The 23,999-nt window shown below is 74.2% G+C and carries 23 protein-coding genes; 13 read left to right on the top strand and 10 right to left on the bottom strand.

Going from position 1 to position 23,999, the window contains the following annotated elements:
* Nucleotides 1-52: 52 nt before the first annotated feature.
* The 5 genes from aroH (at nt 53) to der (ending at nt 4,650) form a co-directional block, all read left to right on the top strand.
* On the top strand, nt 53-415 hold the full coding sequence (gene aroH / locus ACGF1Z_RS32195; RefSeq protein ID WP_393009575.1) for a chorismate mutase: 363 nt from the start codon (nt 53-55) through the stop codon (nt 413-415).
* Nucleotides 412-1,500: a prephenate dehydrogenase gene (locus ACGF1Z_RS32200; RefSeq protein WP_393009576.1), complete on the top strand. Its 1,089-nt coding sequence runs from the start codon at nt 412-414 to the stop codon at nt 1,498-1,500. Before aroH ends, ACGF1Z_RS32200 begins: the two co-directional genes overlap by 4 nt.
* Nucleotides 1,501-1,792: 292 nt before the next feature.
* A complete protein-coding gene (cmk, locus tag ACGF1Z_RS32205; RefSeq protein ID WP_393009577.1) occupies nt 1,793-2,467 on the top strand; it encodes a (d)CMP kinase in 675 nt (224 codons plus the stop codon).
* Between the two features lie 53 nt (nt 2,468-2,520).
* Nucleotides 2,521-3,132: a lysophospholipid acyltransferase family protein gene (locus ACGF1Z_RS32210; protein WP_393009773.1), complete on the top strand. Its 612-nt coding sequence runs from the start codon at nt 2,521-2,523 to the stop codon at nt 3,130-3,132.
* 69 nt (nt 3,133-3,201) lie between these two features.
* Complete coding sequence (gene der, locus ACGF1Z_RS32215; RefSeq protein WP_393009578.1) at nt 3,202-4,650, top strand: ribosome biogenesis GTPase Der; 1,449 nt, start codon at nt 3,202-3,204, stop codon at nt 4,648-4,650.
* 64 nt (nt 4,651-4,714) lie between these two features.
* Here the strand turns inward: der and ACGF1Z_RS32220 are convergent, their stop codons facing one another.
* A complete protein-coding gene (locus ACGF1Z_RS32220; RefSeq protein ID WP_393009579.1) occupies nt 4,715-5,020 on the bottom strand; it encodes a hypothetical protein in 306 nt (101 codons plus the stop codon).
* A 128-nt stretch (nt 5,021-5,148) separates the two neighbouring features.
* On the bottom strand, nt 5,149-5,931 hold the full coding sequence (locus ACGF1Z_RS32225; RefSeq protein WP_393009580.1) for a hypothetical protein: 783 nt from the start codon (nt 5,929-5,931) through the stop codon (nt 5,149-5,151).
* A 204-nt stretch (nt 5,932-6,135) separates the two neighbouring features.
* On the opposite strand from ACGF1Z_RS32225, the gene ACGF1Z_RS32230 reads away from it, so the two are divergent.
* Nucleotides 6,136-6,672 (top strand): transglycosylase family protein, encoded by a 537-nt coding sequence (locus ACGF1Z_RS32230; RefSeq protein WP_393009581.1) that lies wholly within the window; start codon nt 6,136-6,138, stop codon nt 6,670-6,672.
* Here ACGF1Z_RS32230 and ACGF1Z_RS32235 read toward each other — a convergent pair whose 3' ends face one another.
* Genes ACGF1Z_RS32235 through ACGF1Z_RS32245 form a run of 3 tightly spaced genes read right to left on the bottom strand, consistent with a single transcriptional unit; the run spans nt 6,673 to nt 10,564 of the window.
* On the bottom strand, nt 6,673-7,356 hold the full coding sequence (locus ACGF1Z_RS32235; protein WP_393009582.1) for an ATP-binding cassette domain-containing protein: 684 nt from the start codon (nt 7,354-7,356) through the stop codon (nt 6,673-6,675). It abuts the gene before it with no gap.
* Nucleotides 7,353-10,160, bottom strand: coding sequence for an ATP-binding cassette domain-containing protein (locus tag ACGF1Z_RS32240; protein WP_393009583.1), 2,808 nt, complete (start codon nt 10,158-10,160; stop codon nt 7,353-7,355). The genes ACGF1Z_RS32235 and ACGF1Z_RS32240 overlap by 4 nt, the downstream gene beginning before the upstream one ends.
* A complete protein-coding gene (locus ACGF1Z_RS32245; protein ID WP_393009584.1) occupies nt 10,148-10,564 on the bottom strand; it encodes a hypothetical protein in 417 nt (138 codons plus the stop codon). The genes ACGF1Z_RS32240 and ACGF1Z_RS32245 overlap by 13 nt, the downstream gene beginning before the upstream one ends.
* Before the next feature lie 107 nt (nt 10,565-10,671).
* On the opposite strand from ACGF1Z_RS32245, the gene ACGF1Z_RS32250 reads away from it, so the two are divergent.
* The 4 genes from ACGF1Z_RS32250 (at nt 10,672) to ACGF1Z_RS32265 (ending at nt 14,858) form a co-directional block, all read left to right on the top strand.
* Entirely contained in the window at nt 10,672-11,169 is a 498-nt protein-coding gene (locus tag ACGF1Z_RS32250) for a hypothetical protein (RefSeq protein ID WP_393009585.1), read from the top strand.
* A complete protein-coding gene (locus tag ACGF1Z_RS32255; protein WP_393009586.1) occupies nt 11,147-12,433 on the top strand; it encodes an ABC transporter substrate-binding protein in 1,287 nt (428 codons plus the stop codon). The genes ACGF1Z_RS32250 and ACGF1Z_RS32255 overlap by 23 nt, the downstream gene beginning before the upstream one ends.
* Before the next feature lie 67 nt (nt 12,434-12,500).
* Nucleotides 12,501-13,778 (top strand): glycosyltransferase, encoded by a 1,278-nt coding sequence (locus ACGF1Z_RS32260; RefSeq protein ID WP_393009587.1) that lies wholly within the window; start codon nt 12,501-12,503, stop codon nt 13,776-13,778.
* 93 nt (nt 13,779-13,871) lie between these two features.
* The gene (locus ACGF1Z_RS32265) at nt 13,872-14,858 is read left to right on the top strand and encodes a helix-turn-helix transcriptional regulator (RefSeq protein WP_393009588.1); all 987 of its coding nucleotides are present in this window, start codon (nt 13,872-13,874) and stop codon (nt 14,856-14,858) included.
* On the opposite strand, the gene ctaD is transcribed toward ACGF1Z_RS32265, so the two are convergent.
* Nucleotides 14,797-16,509, bottom strand: a complete 1,713-nt coding sequence (ctaD, locus tag ACGF1Z_RS32270; RefSeq protein WP_393009589.1) for a cytochrome c oxidase subunit I — start codon at nt 16,507-16,509, stop codon at nt 14,797-14,799. The two genes, ACGF1Z_RS32265 and ctaD, sit on opposite strands and share 62 nt — an antisense overlap.
* A 318-nt stretch (nt 16,510-16,827) precedes the next feature.
* On the opposite strand from ctaD, the gene ACGF1Z_RS32275 reads away from it, so the two are divergent.
* Nucleotides 16,828-17,019, top strand: a complete 192-nt coding sequence (locus ACGF1Z_RS32275; RefSeq protein WP_393009590.1) for an I78 family peptidase inhibitor — start codon at nt 16,828-16,830, stop codon at nt 17,017-17,019.
* Nucleotides 17,020-17,096: 77 nt separating this feature from the next.
* Here the strand turns inward: ACGF1Z_RS32275 and ACGF1Z_RS32280 are convergent, their stop codons facing one another.
* Entirely contained in the window at nt 17,097-18,113 is a 1,017-nt protein-coding gene (locus ACGF1Z_RS32280) for a phosphatase PAP2 family protein (RefSeq protein ID WP_393009591.1), read from the bottom strand.
* A 403-nt stretch (nt 18,114-18,516) separates the two neighbouring features.
* On the opposite strand from ACGF1Z_RS32280, the gene ACGF1Z_RS32285 reads away from it, so the two are divergent.
* On the top strand, nt 18,517-20,310 hold the full coding sequence (locus tag ACGF1Z_RS32285; RefSeq protein WP_393009592.1) for an MFS transporter: 1,794 nt from the start codon (nt 18,517-18,519) through the stop codon (nt 20,308-20,310).
* 61 nt (nt 20,311-20,371) lie between these two features.
* Here ACGF1Z_RS32285 and ACGF1Z_RS32290 read toward each other — a convergent pair whose 3' ends face one another.
* The gene (locus tag ACGF1Z_RS32290) at nt 20,372-20,806 is read right to left on the bottom strand and encodes a cell division protein SepF (RefSeq protein ID WP_393009593.1); all 435 of its coding nucleotides are present in this window, start codon (nt 20,804-20,806) and stop codon (nt 20,372-20,374) included.
* 345 nt (nt 20,807-21,151) lie between these two features.
* Here ACGF1Z_RS32290 and ACGF1Z_RS32295 point away from each other — a divergent pair, with 345 nt between their 5' ends.
* Complete coding sequence (locus ACGF1Z_RS32295; protein ID WP_393009594.1) at nt 21,152-22,366, top strand: DUF5685 family protein; 1,215 nt, start codon at nt 21,152-21,154, stop codon at nt 22,364-22,366.
* A gap of 20 nt (nt 22,367-22,386) precedes the next feature.
* On the opposite strand, the gene ACGF1Z_RS32300 is transcribed toward ACGF1Z_RS32295, so the two are convergent.
* Together ACGF1Z_RS32300 and ACGF1Z_RS32305 are read right to left on the bottom strand one after the other, a co-directional pair.
* Nucleotides 22,387-23,376: a transporter substrate-binding domain-containing protein gene (locus ACGF1Z_RS32300; protein WP_393009595.1), complete on the bottom strand. Its 990-nt coding sequence runs from the start codon at nt 23,374-23,376 to the stop codon at nt 22,387-22,389.
* Complete coding sequence (locus ACGF1Z_RS32305) at nt 23,373-23,852, bottom strand: GNAT family N-acetyltransferase (protein WP_393009596.1); 480 nt, start codon at nt 23,850-23,852, stop codon at nt 23,373-23,375. Before ACGF1Z_RS32305 ends, ACGF1Z_RS32300 begins: the two co-directional genes overlap by 4 nt.
* Nucleotides 23,853-23,999: the final 147 nt, after the last annotated feature.

Genomic DNA, 23,999 nt, shown 5'->3' on the forward strand with positions numbered 1-23,999 from the left:
CTGACTAGGCTGGCCGACGGAGCACCGACGCAGGCGACGAAGGAGTGACGAGGTGGCGGTACGAGCGGTCCGAGGCGCCGTCCAGCTGGAGCGGGACGAGGCCGGCCACATGCACGAGCAGGTCGAGGAGCTGCTCGCCGCCGTCCTGGAACGCAACGGGCTGAGCGCGGACGACCTCATCAGCATCTGGTTCACGGCCACGCCCGACCTCCACAGCGACTTCCCCGCCGCGGCGGCCCGCCGCATCGGGATCGTGGACGTCCCGCTGATCTGTGCCCAGGAGCTCGACGTGGCGGGCGCGATGCCGAGGGTCGTACGGCTCCTCGCGCACGTCGAGACGGATCTGCCCAAGTCCCGGATCGCGCACGTCTACCTCGGTGCCGCGGCCGCCCTGCGCAAGGACATCGCCCAGTGAGAACCGCGCTCGTCATCGGAACCGGCCTGATCGGCACCTCGGCGGCGCTCGCCCTCGCCGGGCGCGGGATCGCCGTGCACCTGCGCGACCACGACCCCTCCCGGGCCCGTACGGCCGCCGCCCTCGGCGCCGGCACGGACGAGGCGCCGGAGGGACCGGTGGACCTCGTGATCGTCGCGGTCCCGCCCGCCCACGTCGCCGGCACCCTCGCCGAGGCGATCCGGGCCGGAATCGGCCGCGGCTACCTGGACGTGGCCAGCGTCAAGGGCGGCCCCAAGCGGGAACTGCTCGACCTCGGCCTGGACCTCACCGCCTACATCGGCACCCACCCGATGTCCGGCAAGGAGCGCTCCGGCCCGCTGGCCGCCACCGCCGACCTCTTCGAGGGCCGCCCCTGGGTCCTGACGCCCACCCGCGACACCGACACCGAGGTCCTCAACCTGGCCCTGGAACTGGTCGCGCTCTGCCGGGCCGTCCCCGTCGTCATGGACGCCGACGCCCACGACCGTGCCGTCGCGCTCGTCTCGCACACCCCGCAGCTCGTCTCGTCCATGGTCGCCGCGCGGCTGGAGCAGGCCGACGAGACGGCCGTGCGGCTCTGTGGACAGGGCATCCGCGACGTCACCCGGATCGCCGCCTCCGACCCGCGCATGTGGGTCGAGATCCTCTCGGCCAACCCGGGGCCCGTCGCCGACGTCCTCGCGGGCGTCGCGGCGGACCTGGACGAGACGGTGCGGGCGCTGCGCTCGCTGGAGTCGGAGGACGACGCCGAGCGCCGGACCGGCGCGTCCGGCGTCGAGGACGTCCTGCGCCGCGGCAACGCCGGCCGGGCCCGCGTCCCCGGCAAGCACGGCGCCGCCCCCGCGACGTACGAGACCGTCGCCGTCCTCATCAGCGACCAGCCGGGCGAGCTCGCCCGCATCTTCGCCGACGCGGGCCGCGCGGGCGTCAACATCGAGGACGTCCGCATCGAGCACGCGACGGGGCAGCAGGCGGGCCTCGTCCAGCTCATGGTCGAGCCGACCGCCGCCCCGGTCCTCGCCGAGTCCCTGCGGGACCGCGGCTGGGCCCTGCGACAGACCTGACGGGGCCGCGCCCCGGGCTCACGGGGCGCGGAACCGGTCGTGCGGGTCGCGGAACCGGTCGTGCGGGTCGCAGGCCGCGAGGGCCCGGCCGGCCCGGTCGCCCAGCACCCGGCGCACGGCCGGCGCGAGCCCCGCCGGCCCGCGTCCGGTGCCGTTGCGGGTGCGCGTCGGGCGGAGGGCGGGGCCGGGACGAGGGGCGCTGGGCCGAACGGGTGCGGGGGACTCGGTAACCTTGTGGGGGTCCCCGCACGTCGCCGGGGCCTCCCGCTCCCCCAGGAAGGCGTTCCCCACCGTGGAAACCGTGATCGTCGCCATCGACGGCCCCTCCGGCACGGGCAAGTCGAGCACCTCGAAGGCGGTTGCCGCCAAGCTGGGGCTGAGCTACCTGGACACCGGGGCCCAGTACCGGGCCATCACCTGGTGGATGATCAGCAACGGCGTCGACGTCCAGGACGCCGACGCGGTCGCCAACGCCGCCGCCAAGCCCGTCATCGTGTCCGGCACCGACCCGCTCCGGCCCACCATCACCGTCGACGGGGTCGACGCCGCCGGCCCGATCCGTACCGAGGAGGTCACCTCCCGGGTCAGCGCCGTCAGCGCCGTCCCCGAGGTGCGCGCCCTCGTCACGGAGCTGCAGCGCTCCATCGCCAAGGGCGCCGAGCCGGGCATCGTCGTCGAGGGCCGGGACATCGGCACCACCGTCCTGCCCGACGCCGACCTCAAGATCTTCCTGACCGCCTCCCCGGAGGCCCGTGCCGCGCGCCGCTCCGGAGAGCTCAAGGGCGCCGACGTCCACGCCACCCGGCAGGCCCTGATCAAGCGGGACGCGGCCGATTCCAGCCGTAAGACCTCCCCCCTCGCCAAGGCCGACGACGCCGTCGAGGTCGACACCACCGAGCTCACGCTCGACCAGGTCATCGAGTGCGTCGTCACCCTGGTGGAGGAGAAGCGGACGGCCGCCAAGTGACCCAGCCCTCCGCGCGGGGAGCCGCCGTCGGCCGTGGCATCGGCATCGGGCTGATGTACGGCCTCTGGAGGCCGCGCGTCCTCGGCGCCTGGCGGGTGCCGGCCTCCGGCCCCGTCATCCTCGCCGTCAACCACGCCCACAACATCGACGGCCCCATGCTCATGGGCACCGCTCCGCGGCCCGTCCACTTCCTCATCAAGAAGGAAGCGTTCGTCGGGCCGCTGGGCGCCTTCCTGGAAGGCATCGGGCAGGTCAAGGTGGACCGGCACTCCGCCGACCGCACCGCGATAGGCAATGCCCTCGCGGTCCTGGAGCACGGCGGCGTCCTCGGGATCTTCCCCGAGGGCACCCGGGGCGAGGGGGACTTCGCCTCCCTCCGCGCCGGCCTCGCCTACTTCGCCGTCCGCAGCGGCGCCCCGATCGTCCCGGTCGCGGTGCTGGGGACCACCGACGAGGACGGGCGGGAAGGATCCGGCCGGCCCGGCCGGTTGTTCAAGGCACTGCCCCGGTTCCGCAGCCACGTCGACGTCGTCTTCGGCGACGCCTTCGAGGCCGGTGACGGCAGCGGCCGGCGCACCCGCAAGGCACTGGACGAGGCCACCGTCCGCATCCAGGGGCGGCTCACCGACCACCTGAAAAACGCCAGGCGCCTCACCGGGCGCTGAGTGACACTCTCAGTAGTGGGCCCCGGCGACGGGGACCCACCGACCACGAATGATCGAGGAACGGACTTCATGAACGACCAGCACGACCACGGGGCACTTGGCGACGCCGAGTACGCGGAGTTCATGGAGCTCGCCGCGGAAGAGGGCTTCGACCTCGAGGACGTCGAGGGCGCGATCGAGGAGGCCGGGCACGGCCCGCTGCCCGTCCTCGCCGTCGTCGGCCGCCCGAACGTCGGCAAGTCGACCCTGGTGAACCGCATCATCGGCCGCCGCGAGGCCGTCGTCGAGGACCGCCCGGGCGTCACCCGCGACCGCGTCACCTACGAGGCCGAGTGGGCGGGCCGCCGCTTCAAGGTCGTCGACACCGGCGGCTGGGAGCAGGACGTCCTCGGCATCGACGCCTCCGTCGCCGCCCAGGCCGAGTACGCCATCGAGGCCGCCGACGCCTGCCTGTTCGTCGTGGACGCCACCGTCGGCGCCACCGACACCGACGAGGCCGTCGTCAGGCTGCTCCGCCGCGCGGGCAAGCCGGTCGTCCTCGCCGCCAACAAGGTCGACGGCCAGTCCGGCGAGGCCGACGCGGCCACGCTGTGGTCCCTCGGTCTCGGCGAGCCGTTCCCCGTCTCCTCGCTGCACGGCCGCGGCACCGGCGACCTCCTCGACGAGGTCCTCAAGGCCCTGCCCGACGCCCCCGAGCAGCGGTTCGGCAACGCCATCGGCGGCCCGCGCCGCATCGCCCTGATCGGCCGCCCCAACGTCGGCAAGTCCTCCCTGCTCAACAAGGTCGCCGGCGAGGACCGCGTGGTCGTCAACGAGCTGGCCGGCACCACCCGCGACCCGGTCGACGAGATGATCGAGCTCGGCGGCAAGACCTGGAAGTTCGTGGACACCGCGGGCATCCGCAAGAAGGTCCACCTCCAGGAGGGCGCGGACTACTACGCCTCCCTGCGCACGGCCGCGGCCGTCGAGAAGGCCGAGGTCGCCGTCATCCTGATCGACACCACCGACCGGATCTCGGTCCAGGACCAGCGCATCATCACGATGGCCGTCGAGTCCGGCCGCGCGATCGTCATCGCCTACAACAAGTGGGACGAGCTCGACGAGGAGCGCCGCTACTACCTCGAGCGCGAGATCGAGACCGAGATGCAGCAGGTCTCCTGGGCGCCCCGCGTCAACGTCTCCGCCAAGACCGGCCGCCACATGGAGAAGCTGGTCCCCGCGATCGAGACCGCGATCGCCGGCTGGGAGACCCGCGTCCCCACCGGCCGGCTCAACGCCTTCCTCGGCGAGCTTGTCGCCGCCCACCCGCACCCGATCCGGGGCGGCAAGCAGCCCCGCATCCTCTTCGGTACGCAGGCGGGCACCAAGCCGCCGCGGTTCGTGCTCTTCGCCTCCGGCTTCCTGGAGGCGGGCTACCGCCGCTTCGTCGAGCGCCGCCTCCGCGAGGAGTTCGGCTTCGAGGGCACCCCGATCCACATCTCGGTGCGCGTGCGCGAGAAGCGCGGCCGGAAGAAGTAGCGGCAGCGCTCACACGACAACGGCCGAGGGCCGGGGCTTCGTCGCCCCGGCCCTCGGCCGTTTCCTACAGACCGCCGCCGGACCCCGGCGGCAGCGCGTACGCCGACACCCATCCGGATCCCGTGCCCGTCCCCGTGCCCGACTGCGGACGCCGCCCGCCCGTCACCGCCGCGCCGAAGGACCGGAAGCCCAGCTCCTCCTCGCCGCTGCGGTCACCCGGCAGCGTGCGGAACGACCGCCGGTACTCGGAGTACAGGGCGTCGTAGATCGGCGTCGCGGAGAGTCCCCCCGACAGGTCCTGCGCCGGACGTATCGCCGGGATCGGGGCGGGACTCGGATACGGCTGGCGGAAGGGGTCGTATGCGTGCACGTAGGTGCCAACGACCCCGCCGTCCGCGGGATGCGGGCGCGCCTCGGAAAGAGGAGCGCGCCGCGGCCGCGGGACGGTCGGCGGCCCCGGGACGCGTCCCGGCCCTAAGCCGGTCCGCGCGGAGTCCGTCACGTGCCGGCGAGCGGCATCGCGGCGGCCACCAGGCGCCCGTTGACCGCGGCCTTCTCCAGAGCGTCGCGGAGCAGGTCCTCGCGGGGCTGCTGGCCGATGGAGCCGACCGGCGCGGCGAAGACCAGGACCGTGTGCGACTTGTTGGCCGCCGCCCGCCACCCCTCCGTGACCTGGAGCGGCTGGTGCGCCTGCCACCAGGCCGCCTGGCCGGCGCCGCCCGCAGCGGGCTGGAGCACCGAGTGCAGCTGGCCCATGGCCACCAGCACCGACCAGCCGGGCAGCGGGGCCGGCTTCTGGTTGACGTCGGCGACCGGCTGGAAGCCCTGCTCGACCAGGAGCTGCAGGAACTCGTCCGTCAGTCCGTCCGAGCCGGGACGGGCGACCGGCGCGGTCGGCTCCACGACGAGCGCCGGGTGCAGCTCGCCCTGGATCAGGACCAGACCGCTGGTGACCCCCAGCACCGCCTGCTCGGGGTGGGCGGCGGACAGGGAGTCGGCCGCGTCCGCCGCCGTGATCGAGGCGACGGCGCCCTGCAGCTGCTCCTCGGCGACCCGGACGACCTGGGACGGGATGCAGGTGGCGTGGGCGAACGCGAGAACCGCGGTCTCCTCGCCGACGAACAGCACCGTGCTGGTCCGCTCCTGCTCGGAGTCGCCCGGCGTGCGGCAGGAGGTGCAGTCGTAGCTGCCCGGGGCGTTCTCCCCGGCCAGCAGCCGGTCGGCTTCTTCGTCGCCGATCTCGGCGCGTACGTCCTCGCTGACGTCGAGCATGCGCGGCACGGGGGACTCCCTGGACTCTTCGCGTGCGACGCCGGGCGGTTCCCGGTCGTCTCATGCCGAGTTCAACGGGGAAGGCTCGGCCCGGGTAACGCGTCGGGGCGGACAACTTGGGTCACGGACCCGTGACTCCGGACGGGTGGCATGTGAACGCTGTTTCCGCGCGGCACGGGTCCGGGCACGGCGGCCGCTGCCTAGCCTGCCCCGATGTCGAAGATCCGATATTGGACGGCCGGAGCCGCCGTCCTGCTGGCGGCGCTGCTCCCGCAGGGCCTCGCCGGAAGCGCCGCGGCGGCCCCCGCGGCCCCTACGCCCGTCGAGGCGTGCGTGAAGGACCAGTGGCCGTGGGGGTGCGTCGCCGCGTGCGAGAGCAGCGGGAACTGGCACGCCAACACGGGGAACGGCTTCTACGGCGGGCTGCAGTTCTGGCAGCCCACCTGGGACGAGTTCGGCGGGCGCCGCTACGCACGGCGCGCCGACCTCGCGACCCGGGCGCAGCAGATCACGGTCGCCGAGAACGTCCTGCGGGTGCAGGGCTGGGGCGCCTGGCCGGTCTGCTCCCGCCGCTACGGCCTCAGCGGGCGCGCGCACGTGGTGCAGCCCGGCGACACGCTCAGCGCGATCGCCCGGCGCTTCGCCGTCCGGGGCGGCTGGCAGGCGCTGTACGCCGCGAACAAGGCGCTGATCGGCCCGGACCCGAACCGGCTGGTCATCGGCATGATGCTGCGGATCTCGCCGCTCTAGCTAGGCCGCGCCCGGCCCCGGCCGGGCCCGGGTTCCGGGGACGAGTTCGCCGGCGCCGGCGAGGGCGCCCCGGCTCAGTTCGTACGCGAGGGAGCCCGGCGGCAGTCCCGGCGGGACCCGCTGTTCCGCGAGGACGACCGCCGCCGAGCCCGGCGGCCCGGCCAGGGCGGCCAGCAGCGCGTAGGTGCGGGAGGCCACGGCCGGCGACATGCCGAGGGACGCCTCGTCGACCAGGACCACCCGGGCCGGGGAGAACAGCGCCCGGGTCAGGGCCAGCATCCGGCGCTCGCCGCCGGACAGGGTGCCGGCCCGGTGCGCGAGCAGCCGGGCGAGCTCCGGGTAGGCGGCGAGGGCCGCGTCCCGGCGGCCGGGCGCGGACAGGTCCAGGTTCTCGGCGACGGTCAGGGTCGCGTACACGGCCCGCAGGTCCGGCACGAAGCACAGTCCGCGCCGTGCCCGCTCGTGGGCGGGCAGCCGGGTGACGTCCGTGCCGCGCCAGACCACGCTCCCGGCGGCCAGCGGGACCGTACCGGCGAGGGCGCGCAGGGCGGTGGTGCGGCCGGAGCCGTTGCGGCCGAGGAGCACGGTGACGGTGCCGGCGGGCAGGGCGAGGTCGAGGCCGTGCAGCGCCTCCAGGGGGCCGTAGCGGACCCGGGCGTGGCGCAGGGCGATCTCGACGGTCACGGCGCGGCCTCCGTCACGGTCCGGGAGACGATGCGGCCGCCCTCCATGGTGTGGACGGTGTGCGCGATGCCGGCGACGAGGTCGGGGTCGTGCTCGACGACGAGCACGGTCAGGCCGTCGGCGGCGAGCGCGGCGAGGACCCGGGCGAGGGCGGCGGTCTCGTCGGCGTCGAGTCCCGCGGCGGGCTCGTCGAGCAGCAGCGTGTGCGGCGCGGCCGCGAGGGCGCGGGCCAGCTCCACCCGGCGCAGCGTCCCGGTCGGCAGCCCGGCGGCGGCGCGGTGGCGCACGGCGCCGGCCAGCCCGAAGAGACGCAGGGCCTGCTCGACCGGCTCGACGGCCGCGTCCCTGGCCCCGACGCGGACGTTCTCCTCGACGGTGAGCGACGGGAACACGGCGAGCTGCTGGAACGTCCGGGCGATCCCGAGGCGGTGACGGCCGTGGGCGGGGCGGGTCGTGATGTCGACGCCGCCCAGGAGGACCCGGCCGGTGGTGGGGCGCAGGGTGCCGGCGAGACAGTCGAAGAGGGTGCTCTTCCCGGCACCGTTGGGCCCGACGACGGCCGTCACCGCGCCCGCACGGAGCTCCAGGTCGACGCCGTCGAGGGCGGTGAGGCCGCCGGGATAGGTGAGGGTGAGGCGGTGGGCGGTGAGGGCCGGAGGCCGGGGGGCGGCCGCGGGGCGCCGGGGGTGCGCCCCTTTTTCTCGGGCCGGGCGGGGCCGCCGGGGGTGCGCCCGGTCCCGGGCCGGGCCGGGGCGCCCGTCCGCACGGCCCGGGCCGGCGGCGTCCGGACGGGCGGGCCCGCCCGTGGACGGCCGAGTCCCGGCGGTGCCCGTCGCTTCGCCGGCGCGCGCCCGCTCGCCGGCCGGGGCGGGAGGGGGTGTCGGTGTGGTGCTCGCGGGTGGGAGGGCGGCCCCGGGCGGCTCTCCCGCGGGGGGCGCGGCGCCGCCGGTGGTCCCGGGGCCGTCGGCGTGCGCCCGCTCGCCGGCCGGGCCGGGGGGCTTCGCGCGGGGGAGGAGGCCGTGGGCCTCCCGAACGGGCGCGGGGCGGGCCTTCGGGAGGAGGGCGGTGAGGAGCGGGGGGACGCGGCCGGTCAGGGAGGCCAGGAGGCCGATCAGGGCGACCGCCACCCCCGCGTGGGTGCCCGCGTCCAGGGCGACCAGGAGGGCCGCCGCGGCCGCCGGGGTGAGCAGGGTGTCGGCGCCCAGGGTCAGTACCGCGGCGAACCAGAGGAGGCCGCGGACCGGATCGAACGCGTCCGGGTCGAAGGCGCGCACGCCCATCCCCAGCAGACCGCCGCCCAGCCCCGCCAGCGCCGCGCCCAGGACGAAGACCAGGAGCTTCAGGCCGGCCACCCGGACGCCCGCCGCCTCCGCGCCGCGTTCGTGGTCGCGCAGCGCGGCCAGCGCCCGGCCCGTACGGCCCCGGCGCAGGGCGGCGACCAGGAGCAGGCAGCCGGTCAGGACCACCAGTTCCAGGGTGTAGTAGCGGCGGTCCTGGCCGAAGCCGGCCGGGCGGGACAGGGTGACGCCGGCCGTCGCGTACGGCTGCGCGAAGACGAAGCGGCTCACCGCCACCCCCACCGCCAGCGTCGCCAGGGCCAGTGCGAGTCCGTGCCGGCGGATCGCCGGCCACCCGGTCAGCAGGCCCAGGGGCGCCACGCACGCCACGGCCAGCAGCAGCGCCGTCAGTTCCGGCAGGCCGGCCGCCGCCAGCAGGGCGGTGAACAGGGCGCCCAGGCCCGCGTACGCCGCCTGGCCCAGCGCGATCTGGCCGCCGCGGCCCGAGACCACCACGAGCGAGAGCAGGATCACCGCGAGCGCCGGGACCTGCACCGCCGTGGTCAGGTCCTCGCCCGCGAGGCCCAGCGGCAGCAGGAACAGCACGCCCGTCACCAGCCACAGCGACGCCGGGACCCTGGGGGCCGCGCTCGGGGGCGGCAGCGTGTCGTCCGTGCCCAGGCCCGGCAGGAGCAGGGCCCCCACGAGCAGGGCCGGCACGAAGAGGTTCGCCCCGGCCGCCTGGACCACGTCGCCCGCCCAGCCCTCCGGATGCAGCCGGGTCAGCTGCGCCTGCGCCACGCCCAGCGCGAGCGCGGACCCGATCGCCACCGGCAGGCTCCGCATCCGGGCCAGCACCGCGACCGCGATCACCTCCACGACGAGCAGCGGCATCCCGTACGGGTCCAGCCGCACGTACGGCGCGACGAGGACGCCCGTGAGGCCCGCGGTGAAGGAGCCGAACGCCCAGCCCGCCGCCGACACCCGGTCCGCCGGGATGCCGGACAGGACGGCCAGCGGGCGGTTGTCCACCACCGCCCGCAGTTCCCGGCCGAACCGCGTCCACCGCGTCACGGCACCCACCAGGCAGGCCAGCGCGACCACGGCCCCGAGCTGGGCCCACGGGTCGTCGCCGCCCAGCAGGACCGGAACGTCCGCCCGGGCGTCGCCGCCCCAGAGCAGCGCCGCCGTGCCGACGAGCAGGACGAAGACGCCGATCGACGCGACGAGGGTCTGGGCCGGGCCCGCACCGGCCAGGGCCGCCGGCCGGAACACCGCCCGGTCCAGGACCAGGCCGATGGCCGGGGCGACCAGGAGCAGGGTGACCAGCGCTCCGAGCGGCAGCGGCCAGCCCCATTCGACGACCAGCTGGCGCAGCACGTACGCGCAGATCATGGCGATCGCGCCGTGCGCCAGGTTGAGGACCCCGGTCGCCCGGTAGGTCACGATCAGTCCGATGCCGGTGAGCGCGGCCGCGCTGCCGACCGCGAGACCGGCCAGCGTGAGGTCGTAGGTCAGCGAGGCCACGGTTCACACACCGGGCACGGTGCCAGTGCGGCGTCCCCGACCGGGACCGCCTCCGGCCTGCCCGCGATCAGCGGGCAGTCCGGGCGGTGCGCCAGGGTCCCGCCGGGCACCCGCAGGGGCGGCTCGTCCGAGGCCGGGGGCCGCGGCGGGGCGGGCCCCCCGGCCGGATCGGGTCCGGGTGCCGGGGCCCCCGCCCCCGGGCCGGTCAGCACCCCGCCCACGCAGAGGACCGCTCCCGCCACGATCAGCGCCACCCCCGGCAGGGTGCACGACGCCAGGTACGGGAGCTGGCGTTCCGCGAAGCGTTCGCCGGAGATCCCGTACCAGCCCGCCACGCACAGCACCGCACCTCCGGCGGCGGCCGCGAGACCGGCCCACAGGAGAATCCGCGATGTCGACGGCACGGGGGCCTCACCCGCCTTTCGCCCCTTCCTTTGCACTATGCCCCGAAGCGGCACACGCTGGAATCATCAGGCCGCCCGGCCTGCACGGACATCCGGTGGTGAGCCAGATGGTTCTCAAGAGACGAGCCGCCGCGCTGGCGGCCGTCGCGGTGCTGGTGCTGACGCCCGCCGTGGCGAGCTGCTCGGACGACGGGGACACCTCCTCCGGCCAGACCAGCTCGTCCGCTCCGCCCGCCCCGACGGACCGGCCCGCGGACCCGGCGGCCGCCAAGGCGCAGATCGCCAGGAACTGGACGGCCTTCTTCGACCCGAAGACCCCGGCCACCGAGCGGGTGAAGCTCCTCGAGAACGGGGCGAAGCTGGCGCCCGTGCTCGCGGCCTTCGCCGGCGACAAGAACGCCGCGATGACCACGGCCCAGGTGAAGGGCGTGGCCTTCGCCTCCCCCACGAAGGCGAACGTCACCTACGACCTGCTGGTCGGCGGCAACCCGGCCCTGCCGGGGGCCAAGGGCACCTCCGTGCTCCAGGACGGCACCTGGAAGGTGTCCGCGGCGACCCTCTGCGGCCTGGTCCAGCTGAGCGGTGCGACGGTTCCGGGCTGTTGAGTGCCTGACGGCGCTGCTGCTCGCCGGCCTGGTCGCGGGCTGCGGCAGCCGCCTTCCGGAGCGCGCCTTCGAGACGCGGCCCACCGCCCACCCCTCCGGCGGTGAGCCGCTCCGGATCGGCATCATCACCAGCGCCACCAGCCCGGTCGGCGGCGACACGTTCACCGGGCCGCGCGACGGCGCCCGCGCCTACTTCGACGCCCTCAACGCCCGCGGCGGCCTCGACGGGCGCCGGATCGAGGTCGTCACCTGCGACGACGGCGGCAGCGGCGTCGGCAACAACGCGTGCGTGCACGAACTGGTCGACGAACGCAAGGTCTTCGCGCTGGTCGCCACCACCGCCCTGGACTACGCGGGCGCACCGCTGGTCGCCGCGGCCGGCGTCCCCGACATCGGCGGCCAGCCGCTCACCGCGGCCTACGACACGTATCCGCACCTGTACGGGATCTACGGCAGCTCCGCCCCGCGCACCGGCCGGACGCCCGGCTGGAACGGGGTCCTCTACGGGGGCACCGAGGTGTACCGGTGGTTCAGGACCCATCTGGGCGCGCGGACCGCGGCCGTCGTCTCGTACAACCAGGCCGCCTCCGCCTCGTACGCCCGGCTGGTCGTCGCGGGCCTGCGGGCCGAGGGCTACCGGGTCGTCGAGGAGCAGGTCGACTTCGTGCTGCCCAACTTCCGCGCGGTGGCGGCCGATCTGCGGGCCCAGCACACCGACGTCGTGTTCGACGCGATGGACACCCACGGCAACGCCCGGCTGTGCGAGGCGATGGAGGCCTCGGGCGTGCACGTCGCCGCCAAGGTGACCAACGTGCAGAACTGGTCCGCGTCCGTCGCCCGGGACTACGCCAGGGCCCCCGGCTGCCGGGCCGCGCTGTACGTCACCGGGTCCAGCCGCAACTACGACGACCGGGACGTCCCGGCGGTGCGCGAGTTCCGGGCCGCGATGGGGAAACGGGCGCTCTCGCAATGGCAGTTGGAGGGCTGGGCGGCGGCGATGTGGTTCACGGACGCGGCGAAGTCCTGTGCCGGCCGGCCCGGCGGGCCGACCCGGGCCTGTGTCGAGTCCTACGTCGCCCGGGCGGAGCCGTACACCGCCCGGGGGCTCCTCCTGCCGGTCCGCTTCGAGCGCCTCGCCGAGCCGCCGAAGGCCCGTCACACCTGTCTGTCCGTGGCCCGTTGGAAGGACGGGCGCGGCTGGGTGGCCCAGGGAGACATGAACACCACCTGTGCCACCGTCCCCCAGCTGGGATACCGGCCGTGAACAACTCCGCGCCGGAGCAGTACAGTCGCCCCGACCACGCACCCGACCGGGGGGAACCGGCGGCACGATGCGCATCTCTTTCCTGCTCCACAACGGCTATCACATCGGCGGGACCATCCGGACGACCTTCACCCTCGCCGCCGAACTGGCGGCACGTCACCAGGTGGAGATCGTCTCGGTGTTCCGCCATCGCGACGAGCCGATCCTCGGCGTCCCCGACGGAGTGACCCTGCGGCACCTCGTCGACCTGCGGAAGAACAGCCCCGGCTACGACGGCGGGCACCCCGACTTCCACCGCCCCGCCCGGGTCTTCCCGCGCGGCGACGGGCGCTGGAAGCAGTACAGCGCGCTCACCGACGCCCGGATCGGCGCCCATCTGGCCGCCGTCGAGGCGGACGTGGTGATCGCCACCCGCCCCGGGCTCAACGTGCAGCTCGCCCGGCAGGCCCCGAGCGGCCCGGTCCTCGTCGGCCAGGAGCACCTGATCCTCGACGGGCACAGCTACCGGCTGCGCCGCGACATCGCGCACGAGTACTCCCTCCTGGACGCCGTCACCACGGTCACCGAGGCCGACGCCCGCTCCTACCGGGCACTCGCCCTGCCCGGCGTACGGATCGACGCCGTGCCCAACAGCGTGCCCGCGCCGGGCGTGCCGCCCGCCGACCCCGGCGCGAAGGTCGTCGTGGCGGCCGGCCGGCTCACCCCGGTGAAGCGTTACGACCTGCTGATCGACGCCTTCGCGGACGTGGCAGCCGCCCGCCCCGACTGGAAGCTGCGGATCTACGGCACGGGCGACGCGGCCGACAACCTGAAGAAGACGCTGGCCCGGCAGATCGAGCGGCGGGGGCTCGGCGAGCACGTCTTCCTCATGGGCACCGCCCACCCCATGGAGGCGGAGTGGGCCAAGGGCTCGCTGGCCGCGGTCACCTCCCGGCGCGAGTCCTTCGGGATGACCATCGTCGAGGCGATGCGCTGCGGTCTGCCCGTGGTCTCCACCGACTGCCCGCACGGGCCCGCCGAGATCATCGAGGACGGCGTCGACGGCCGGCTCGTCCCGGTCGACGACACGGCGGCCGTCGCCGCCGCGCTGCTCGCCCTCATCAACGACGACGAGGCCAGGGCCCGTGCCGCCAAGGCGGCCCTGGTCGCCTCCGAGCGCTTCGACCCGGTCCGGGTCGCCGTCCGCCACGAGGCCATCTGGACCGAGCTCGCCGCCGCCGGCACCACCCGCCCGCGCCGCCACGCCCCGGCCCGGGCCGCCGTCCACCGCGCGCTCGGGACGCTCCTCGACGCCGGCTACGCCGCCAGGGCGAGGGTGGGGCGGATCGTGCGCCGCTTCCGCTGAGACCCGGCGCCGGGGGCCGCCCGACGGTCCCCGGCGCGGGCCGACGGGCATCGCGGACCGTACCTGTCCGCAAGGGCTGGCAGACTCGGGCGCATGTTGGAGACCTCCGCACGACTCCTGCGTCTGCTGTCGCTGCTCCAGGCCCACCGCGAGTGGTCGGGCGCCGACCTCGCCGACCGGCTCGGGGTCACTCCGCGGACCGTCCGCCGGGACGTCGACCGGCTGCGCGAGCTCGGCTACCCGGTCAACGCCACGCCCGGCACCGGCGGCGGCTACCAGCTCGGGGCGGGGGCCGAACTGCCGCCGTTGCTCCTCGACGACGACGAGGCGGTCGCGGTCGCCGTCGGGCTCCGTTCGGCCGCCGGCCAGGGCGTCGAGGGCATCGGCGAGAGCTCCGTACGCGCCCTGGCGAAGCTGGAGCAGGTGCTGCCCGGGCGGCTGCGGCGCAGGGTGAGCGCCCTCAACGCCTTCACCGTGCCGATGCTGCGCACCCCGCGGGACCGGATCGACCCGGCCGTGCTCACCGACCTCGCGAACGCCTGCCGGGACGCCGAGCGGCTGCGCTTCGCCTACCGCGACCACGGCGGCGCCACCACCCGCAGGACCGTCGAGCCGCACCGGCTGGTGTGCAGCGAACGGCGCTGGTACCTGGTCGCCTGGGACGTGGACCGGGCCGGCTGGCGCACCTTCCGGGCCGACCGGATCGTTCCGACGCCGCCCCACGGCCCCCGCTTCCCGCCCCGCGAGCCGCCGGCCGAGGACCTGGCCGCCTATGTGGCGAAGGGCGTCTCCACCGGCGCCTATCCCACCGAGGCGACGATCCGGCTGCACGTGCCGCTGGAGGAGGCCGCGGCCGCCGTGGGCGCCGCCGACGGGGTCCTGACGGCCGAGGGGGAGCACTCCTGCCTGCTGCAGACCGGAGCGCACGGTCTCGACCTGATGGTGGTCCACGTGTCGATGATCGGCTTCGAGTTCGAGGTGCTCGACCCGCCGGAGCTGGTCGAGCGGGTGCGCGCGCTCAGGGACCTGTTGTCCCGGGCCCTCGACCGTTCGGCCGGGGCTCCGGCGGCACGCCCGTGAGCCGCAGCCGCTCGTAGGTGGCGAACTCGGGGTGGTGCAGGTCGAAGGCGGGCGCCTCGGACCGGATCCGGGGGATGGCGTCGAAGTTGTGCCGGGGCGGCGGGCAGGAGGTCGCCCACTCCAGCGAGCGGCCGAACCCCCACGGGTCGTCGACGTCGACCTTCGTCCCGTGGCGCCAGGTCTTCCAGACGTTGTAGAGGAAGGGCAGGGTGGACGCGCCGAGCAGGAAGGAGCCGATGGTCGAGACCGTGTTGAGCGCGGTGAAGCCGTCGGCCTCCAGGTAGTCGGCGTAGCGCCGCGGCATGCCCTCCGCGCCCAGCCAGTGCTGCACCAGGAAGGTGGTGTGGAAGCCGACGAAGAGGGTCCAGAAGTGGACCTTCCCGAGGCGCTCGTCGAGCATCCGGCCGGTGAACTTCGGCCACCAGAAGGTGAAGCCGCCGAAGGTCGCGAACACCACGGTGCCGAAGACCGTGTAGTGGAAGTGGGCGACCACGAAGTACGAGTCGGTGACCGCGAAGTCCATCGGCGGCGAGGCCAGGATCACCCCGGTGAGCCCCCCGAAGAGGAACGACACCAGGAAGCCGACCGCCCAGAGCATCGGCGTCTCGAAGGACAGCGAGCCGCGCAGCATGGTCCCGGTCCAGTTGAAGAACTTCACTCCGGTCGGCACCGCGATGAGGAACGACAGCATGGAGAAGAAGGGCAGCAGCACCGCCCCGGTCGCGAACATGTGGTGTGCCCAGACCACCACCGAGAGGCCGGTGATGGCCATGGTGGCGGCGATCAGGGTCACGTAGCCGAAGATCGGCTTGCGGGAGAAGACCGGGATGATCTCGCTGATGATGCCGAAGAACGGCAGGGCGATGATGTAGACCTCGGGGTGCCCGAAGAACCAGAACAGGTGCTGCCAGAGCAGTGCGCCGCCGTACTGCGGCTGGAAGGCCACCGAGCCGAGCCGCCGGTCGGACTCCAGGACCAGCAGGGCCGCCGCGAGGACCGGGAAGGCCATGAGCACCAGGATCGCGGTGAAGAGGACGTTCCAGGTGAAGATCGGCATGCGGAACATCGTCATGCCCGGCGCCCGCATCCCGATGATCGTCGCCAGGAAGTTCACCGAGGTGAGGATCGTGCCGAAGCCGGAGAACGCGAGCCCCATGATCCACAGGTCGACGCCGACGCCGGGCGACCGCAGCGCGCTGTTCAGCGGCGCGTAGGCGGTCCACCCGAAGGAGGCCGGGCCGGTCGGCGTGAGGAAGGAGCCGACCACCATCAGGCCGCCCAGGAGGAACAGCCAGTACGAGAACATGTTGAGCCGCGGGAAGGCGACGTCGGGCGCACCGATCTGGAGCGGCACCAGTTCGTTGGCGAAGCCCGCGAAGGTCGGGGTCGCGAACAGCAGCAGCATGATCGTGCCGTGGATGGTGAAGGCCTGGTTGTACTCCAGGTTCGACACCAGTTGCAGCCCCGGTCTGGCCAGCTCGGCCCGCATCACCATCGCGAGCGCCCCGGCGATCAGGAAGAAGAGGAACGAGGTCACCAGGTACAGGTGACCGATCTTCTTGTGGTCGGTCGTGGTGATCCAGTCGATCAGGACCCGTCCATGCCGCTGCCGCGGCGATTCGACGGCCGCGGTCTCGGTCTCGGTACCCATCCTCGGATGATGTCCCCCGCCGTCCGGACGGCGGGGAAGCCGCCCCGACAGGTCGTCCGGTCGGCGGACGTCGTGTGCGGGTTGCGGGGAAATCGTGAATGCCGTGCGGACGGGGCGACGGCCCGGAATTACGGCCCGCACCGGGTGCCCGCGGAATTCCCGGGCCCGCGGCGGCGGTGTGCGAACACCTCGTACGGGTGACCGGGAATTCCCCGGGAAACGGCTGGAAACCGCCACTGCGGGCTACCGGCGGAGCGGCAAACATATGTCGAGAACCTGTGACACAAGCGTGACCGGCGGGGTACTAACGTGAGCTGTATGACACCCGAACACGCACCCGAAACGTATGTGGGACTCGCCGAGGAGGAGGCCGAGCGGCTCGCCCGGAACGGGGGCTGGAGCGTCGTCCGGTCCCTGCCGCCGGGCTCGATCATCACCATGGAGTACCTGGAGGGGCGCATCAACTTCGAGGTCGAGGGCGGCGTCGTCACCCGCGCCTGGCGCGGCTGACCACCGGCCCGCCGCACACACGAGAGGGCCCCGGCCGCTCCCCGGCCGGGGCCCTCTCGTACGCCTGTGCCGACGGCTCAGCCGCCGGTCGCCGGCCGCGAGTGCGGCGGACGGCGACTGCCGGCCGGCCCGACCGGAGCGCGCTCCGAACGCACCGCGTGACGGTCGGCGTGGGCGCGCGGGGCGGCCAGCGGCGGGGCCGGCAGACCCGGGCCCCGGCCGGCCGGACCGCGGCCGCCCGAGCCGGCGCCCACGGTCTCCCGGACCGGCTCCCCGGACGCGGCCGGGCGCTGCGGGAACAGGCCCGGCAGCGGACCGCCGGTCGCCACGGGCAGCGACGGCACCAGGCGGCGGCGGGACCGCAGCTGCTCGCGCAGCCGGTCGCGCAGGCCCAGGATCCAGGCCTCCACCACCGCGATCACCGGCTCGCACCAGGGCAGCGCGAGCAGGATGACCAGGCCGGCGGCCCAGCCGAGCAGCACATCGCTGAGCCAGTGCGTGCCGAGGTAGACGGTGGTGAGGCCGACGCCGAGGGCGACCACGGCCGACAGGGCCGACAGATAGCGGCGGGCCCTCGGCGTGGTCGCCAGATAGGCCAGGATGCCCCAGGTCACGACCGCGTTCGCGGTGTGCCCGGACGGGAATATATCGCCGCCCGCGAAGAGCTCGGCGGAGCCGACCTGCGTCGCGTAGTGGGGGCCGAGCCGGCCGAGTCCGAGCTTGACCGCGCCGACCGTCACGTTGAGCAGCAGCAGCGCGGCGCCGAGGGAGAGCAGCGGGCGGAGGGTGTGCTGGCGCCAGGAGCGCCAGCCCAGCCAGGCCGCCACCATCACGGCCGTGGGGCCGCGCTGGCCGAGGACGACGTAGTAGTCGAGGAAGGCGTGCAGCTCCGGCCACTGCTGATAGGGCCGGAAGAGCATGATCTTCCAGTCGAGGGTCACCAGCCACGTCGACAGCAGTACGGCGACGACGATGGCCAGATAGAACGCCGACGTCCCGCCGAAGAGGGCGAGACGCGTGCGGGTCATCCGCGGGACCTCTATCTTCGGCGGTTCCGGCTCCCGGTCCAGCCGGGCAAAGATGTCGGTACGCACCCAATCGACGTTACAGGGAGTGAGTAGCGACCTTGGTCGTTCCGGTGCCTTCGTGATGACGATGTGATGTGGAGTTGCTCTCAGCCGCGCGTTTGTTCCCGTCACCCGACGGAAAATCCGATGACCTCCAGCCCTATTGTCGGAGGGTCGTTTCCGGAAGTGTGTTTGGGCGCTCGGGGAATTCCGCAAACGGTCCCGTGCGGGGAATTCGCCCCGGTGCCCGCTCCGGACCGAGTGGCGTACGCCACACTCCGTGGCCCGTCGGGGTGAGAGCTGCACCACGCGCTCGGGGCTGGAACTCGCGTACGCTGACGGCTCACTCGCCCGTCGATGCCGGGCCGCCCCGGGGCCGCTCCCCGGCCGGTGCCCGCCGAGCGCGAGGGCTTCACTGGGAGGTACGCAGATGGCGCGGACGATCACGGCCGGAACACGGCCGCGTCCCCTCGGCCGTGGAACCGGCAGCGGTGCCAACCGCTGGGTCGTCCTGGTCGTCCTCTGCGTCAGTCTGCTGCTCGTCGCGCTCGACGCGACCGTGCTGCACGTCGCCGTCCCCTCCCTCAGCGAGGACCTGCACCCGAGTTCGACCGCGCTGCTGTGGATCGTCGACGCGTATCCGCTGATCTGCGCCTCGCTCCTCATCCTCTTCGGCACGCTCGGTGACCGGGTGGGCCGCAGACGGGTGCTGCTGATCGGCTACGGGCTGTTCGGCGTCGCCTCGGCGGTCGCCGCTCTCGCCACCGCCCCCGAGGTCCTGATCGGCGCCCGCGCGCTGCTCGGCGTCGGCGGCGCGATGATCATGCCGGCGACGCTGTCCATCCTCCGCGCCGTCTTCCCCGACCGGCGCGAGCGGGCCACCGCGATCGGCATCTGGACCGCGACCGCCGCCATCGGCGCCGCGACCGGCCCGGTGCTCGGCGGCTTCCTGGTGGAGAACTACTGGTGGGGTTCGGTCTTCCTGATCAACATCCCGCTGATGGCGCTGATCCTGCCGCTCGGACGCCTGCTGCTGCCGGAGTCCCGGGGCGGCTCGGACGGCCCGTGGGACGTGCTCGGCGCGCTCATGGCCGCCGCGGGCGTGCTCGGCGTCGTCCTCGGCGTCAAGCGGCTGGGCGCCGGCGATCCGCCGCTCGAACCGGCCACGATCGGTCCGCTGCTGCTCGGCGCCGCCCTGCTGATCCTCTTCGTGCGGCGGCAGAGGCGCCGGACGCACCCGCTGATCGACATGAGGCTGTTCGGCCGGGCGGCCTTCACGACCTCGGTCGGCTGTGTCGTGCTCGCCATGCTGGCCCTGGTCGGCCTGCAGCTGATCGCCGTCCAGTACCTCCAGCTGGTGATCGGCCTCACCCCCCTGGAGACCGGGCTGCGGCTGCTGCCGCTGACCTTCGCCGCCATGGCCGCCGGGGCCACCGGCTCGTACACGCTCCGCAGGCTCGGCCCGCGCCGGATGGTCGGCTGGGGTTTCGTGCTGACCGCCTCGGCGGTGCTGCTGCTCGTCCTCATGGGGCAGCACGACCGGCCGCTGCTGCTCACCGTCGGCTTCGTCCTGCTCGGCTTCGGCCTGCAGACCACGCTCTTCTCCGCGTACGAGTCGATGCTGAGCGAGGCGCCGCCGGAGAGCGCGGGCGGCGCCGCGGCCATCGGCGAGACCTCGTACCAGCTCGGCGCGGGCATGGGCACCGCGCTCCTCGGCAGTGTGATGAACGCGGCGTACGCGCCCGGCCTGAGCGGAGTCCCCGGAGTGCCGGAGAGCGCCGCCAAGGCCGCCACGAACTCGCTCGGCGAGGCCTATCAGGTCGCCGGCCGACTGGGCGGCAGCGCGGGCGAGGCCCTGCACGGCGCCGCCCGGCACGCCTTCGTGCACGGTCTGCACGTGACGCTGTTCGTGAGCGCGGGCCTGCTCCTGGTCGGCGCGCTGATGGCGCTGCGCCTGCCGCGGGTCATGGAGTGCGCGGCGACACAGGATCCGGAGGGCGCCGGAAACGCGCCGGCGCACCCGACGGACGGCACCGACCCGAAGGGCCGGGAGCCCGCGGGCGGGGAGCCGCCGGCCGCCGGGGCGGCCGACGCGGGGCACGAGCGGTGGACGGCGGGCGAGGACCGGAAGCCGCGGACGGGGGGCGGGACCGCGGATGCCGTACGGGTCCCCGCCTCACGGGGCCGTGCCGAGCCGGCCGGTTCGAGGACGCTCGGCCGCTGACGGGGCCGTCGGCCCCGCCGGGGGTGTCGGGACCGACCGGCAGTGCCGGGGTCCGCGTCCCTCAGCTCTGGTTGAAGAAGCCGCCCTGCGAGCGGCCGGACTCGCCGGTGACGATCTGCGTGTCGGCCGGGGTCAGCAGGAAGACCCGGGTGGCCACCCGCTCGATCGAGCCGCGCAGGCCGAAGGCGAGACCGGCGGCGAAGTCGACCACGCGCTTGGCGTCGTTCGGCTCCATCGCGGTCAGGTTCACGATCACCGGTACCCCGTCCCGGAACAGCTCCCCGATGCCCCGGGCGTCCCGGAATCCGTCCGGCGAGACGGTCGCGATCCGACGGCCCTGCTCGTGCGCCGTGTCGGACGCCACCCGCACCCGCGGGTCCGTCACCCAGGCGTCGCCGCCGCCCTCGGCACCGTCGGCGTACTCGTCGTCGTAGTAGCGCTCATCGTTGTCCTCGACGAGTCCCAGCCAGGCACTGGCCTTGCGCACCGATCCCATGGACGCCTCCTTTCAGCGCGGTCACTCGTGGTTCCGCATATCCCTATCGTCGTCCATGATGCGGATCGCGCGCCAAGTGGATAGTCGGCGCGCAGGGGATTCGTGACGGGACTGGTGCAGAACGTGAGGCTCAAAATCTGGCGAATCGTCAGGAATCGGGCGGTATCCACCGGCTGACAGGGGGTCGGATCGGGGCGTGCAACTTAAAATATGAAAGTCGGTCCGGAAGGGTGACGATGGGGGCGTACGGGTGAACGACCGGCCTCGCCGGCCCCTCGGTACGATGCCCGACGCGACCGCGCGGATCTTCGCGCGGCGAAGCGTGCGAGGTACGGGGGAATCACCGTGTTCGGAATCGTCAGGCCCTGCGCCCACCGCCTCACCGAAGGCCTCAAGACCGAGTGGATGGCCCATCTCTGCGGCCTCTGCCTGGCACTTCGTGCCGACCACGGCCAGCTCGCCCGGGTCGTCACCAACTACGACGGCCTGATCGTCTCGGTCCTGACGGAAGCTCAGACCGGCGCCACCGCGGCCGGGCGCCGTACCGCGGGGCCCTGCCCGCTGCGCGCCATGCGGACCGCCCCGGTCGCCCGCGGCGAGGGCGCGCGGCTCGCCGCCGCCGTGTCGCTGGTCCTGGCCTCCGCGAAGATCCGCGACCACGTCGCCGACCGGGACGGTCTGTTGGCCCGCCGCCCGGTCGCCGCCGCGGCCCGCCGGGTCGCCCGCTCCTGGGACCGGGCCGGCGCGCGCACCGGACGCGCGCTCGGCTTCGACACCGCGGTCCTGGTCGACGCGGTCGACCGGCAGACCGGCATCGAGGCCCTCGCGGGCCCCGGCACCCCGCTGCTCGCCGTCACCGAGCCGACCGAGACGGCGACCGCGGCCGCCTTCGCCCACACCGCGGTCCTCGCCGGCCGCCCCGGCAACGCCGAGCCCCTCGCCGAGGCGGGCCGCCTCTTCGGACGCCTCGCCCACCTCCTCGACGCCGTCGAGGACCAGGCCGCCGACGAAGCCGCCGGCGCCTGGAACCCGCTCACCGCGACCGGCACCTCCCGTGAGGAGGCACGCCGGCTCGCCGACGACGCGCTGCACGGCATCCGCCTCGCCCTGAAGGACGCGGAGTTCGCCGACCACCGGCTCGCCCACGTACTCCTCGCCCACGAGCTGCGGGTCTCCGTCGACCGCGCCTTCGGCACCACGGCCTGCGCGCACGGGGCGCCGGGCCCCGGGCAGCCGCACGTCCCCGTCCCCGGCAACCCGTACGCATCACCCGGCCCCTGGAACCCGGGCCCCGGCGGCCCCGGCGCGCCGCTGCCGCCCGAGCCCCCGAACCGCCGCGGCCTGCTCACCGGCTGCGCCGTCTGGCTCGGGCTGGCCTGCACCTGCCAGATGTGCTGCGGCACCTACGAAGGACCGTGGAGCCGTCAGCGCCGCGAGGGCATATGCAGCGACCCCGGGAACTGCTGCGACTGCTGTGACTGCTGCAGCAACTGCTCCGACTGCTGCGGCGGCGACGGCTGCTGCGGGGACTGCGGGTGCGACTGCGGCTGCGACTGCTGACGGCCCGCCGGGGCCGCCGGTCACCCCTTCGGCGCGGGGAGCTCCGGCGGCGAGATCCGGGACTCGGAGATGGCCGAGGCCGTGACGCCCCACTTCCGCAGGATGCGGTCGTAGGTGCCGTCCGCCTTCAGGCCGTTCACGGCGGCCCGGAACGCGGGCGCCAGGGGCGAGCCCTTCTTGAAGGCGAAGCCGACGTCGAGGCGGCGGTACTCGTTCAGGAACTTCGCGTCCGGCTGCTGCGCCACCGCGTAGCGGATGCCGTTGATCGTGCTCATCACCACGTCACTGCGGCCCTGCTGGAGCGACATCCAGACCGCGCCCGGCTCGCTGAAGACGTTCACCTCGTACGGCTGCTTCCCGGCCTGGGCGCACCTGCCCCGGTTCTGCTCCAGGGTGCGCTCGAAGGTCGTGCCCGCGCCGGTGGCCACCTTCAGGCCGCACAGCCGGGTCAGGTCGGTGACGGCGGAGAGCGCGCTGTCCTTGCGGGCCGCGAAGCCCTGGCCGTCGTTGACGTACGTGACGAAGTCGATGGTCCTGCGGCGCTCCTCCGTGACGCCGAAGTTGCCCGTGCCGACGTCGTACTTGCCGCTGCCGAGCGCCGGCAGGATCGCCTCGAAGCCGGCCGGCTCCCGCTTCAGCTCCAGGCCGAGCGCCTTCGCCACGGCGTCGGAGAAGTCGACGTCCAGTCCGACGACCGTCCTGCCGTCGGGCAGATACGCCGAGCTCGGCGGGCTGCCGACCGAGGCGGCCAGGGCCAGGGTGCCCCGCTGCCGGACGTCGGCGGGCAGCAGCTTCGCCGCGGCCTCGTTCCTCCGCACGCCCGAGACCACGTCCTCGGTCGGCAGCGCGCCCCGCGCGCCCTCCTTCCCGGCGGCGCCGGCGGGCGCCGTCACCGGGTCGCCCGAGCCGCACGCGGTGAGCAGCAGCGCGGCGGCCGTGATCAGCCCGAAGGCGGCGGTGTGGCGTGTGGTGCGCGCGGACGTGCGCGGCTTCGTACGCGGGGTGCTCATGGTCTCGGGGTCTCCAGGTGCTTCTCGAACGGCAGCGGTCCGATCGACTCGGGATCCGCGGCGACGTCGAAGAGAGGGCGGTATCCGGTCGCCAGATAGAGGCCCCTGGCCTCGGGCTGGCGTGGACCGGTGGTCAGGTAGAGGCGGGTGTAGCCGCTTGCGGCGGCCGCCCGCTCCAGCTCGGTCAGGACCCGTCGGGCCAGCCCGCGCCTGCGGTGGCCCGAGTGGGTCCAGATCCTCTTCAGCTCGGCGGTGCGCTCGTCGTAACGGCGGTAGGCGCCGCCCGCGACGGGCCGGCCCTGCTCCAGGAGCAGCAGGAACGCCCCGTGCGGAGGGGCGAACTCCTCCGCCGGATAGCGGCGCAGGTCCTCCGACGAGCCGTACCGGGTCGTGTACTCGTAGGCCAGCTCGTCGAGGAGCGGGCGGGCCAGCGGATCGGTGGTCGTGGTCCGGTGCACGGACAACGCGAAGGTCATGACGGTCCTTCGGAGCGAAGGAAGGCAGGGAAGGGAGGAAGAGCAGGCGGGGAACGCTGAGCGAGGGGCGTCAGGCTCGGTGGCTCACAGGAGTGCGCGGACGAAGGCGCCGCGGAGAACAGCACGCGGGCAGGGAGAAGCAGCGGG

It is taken from the genome of Streptomyces sp. NPDC048018 (genome assembly GCF_043202995.1).
Taxonomy (GTDB): domain Bacteria; phylum Actinomycetota; class Actinomycetes; order Streptomycetales; family Streptomycetaceae; genus Streptomyces.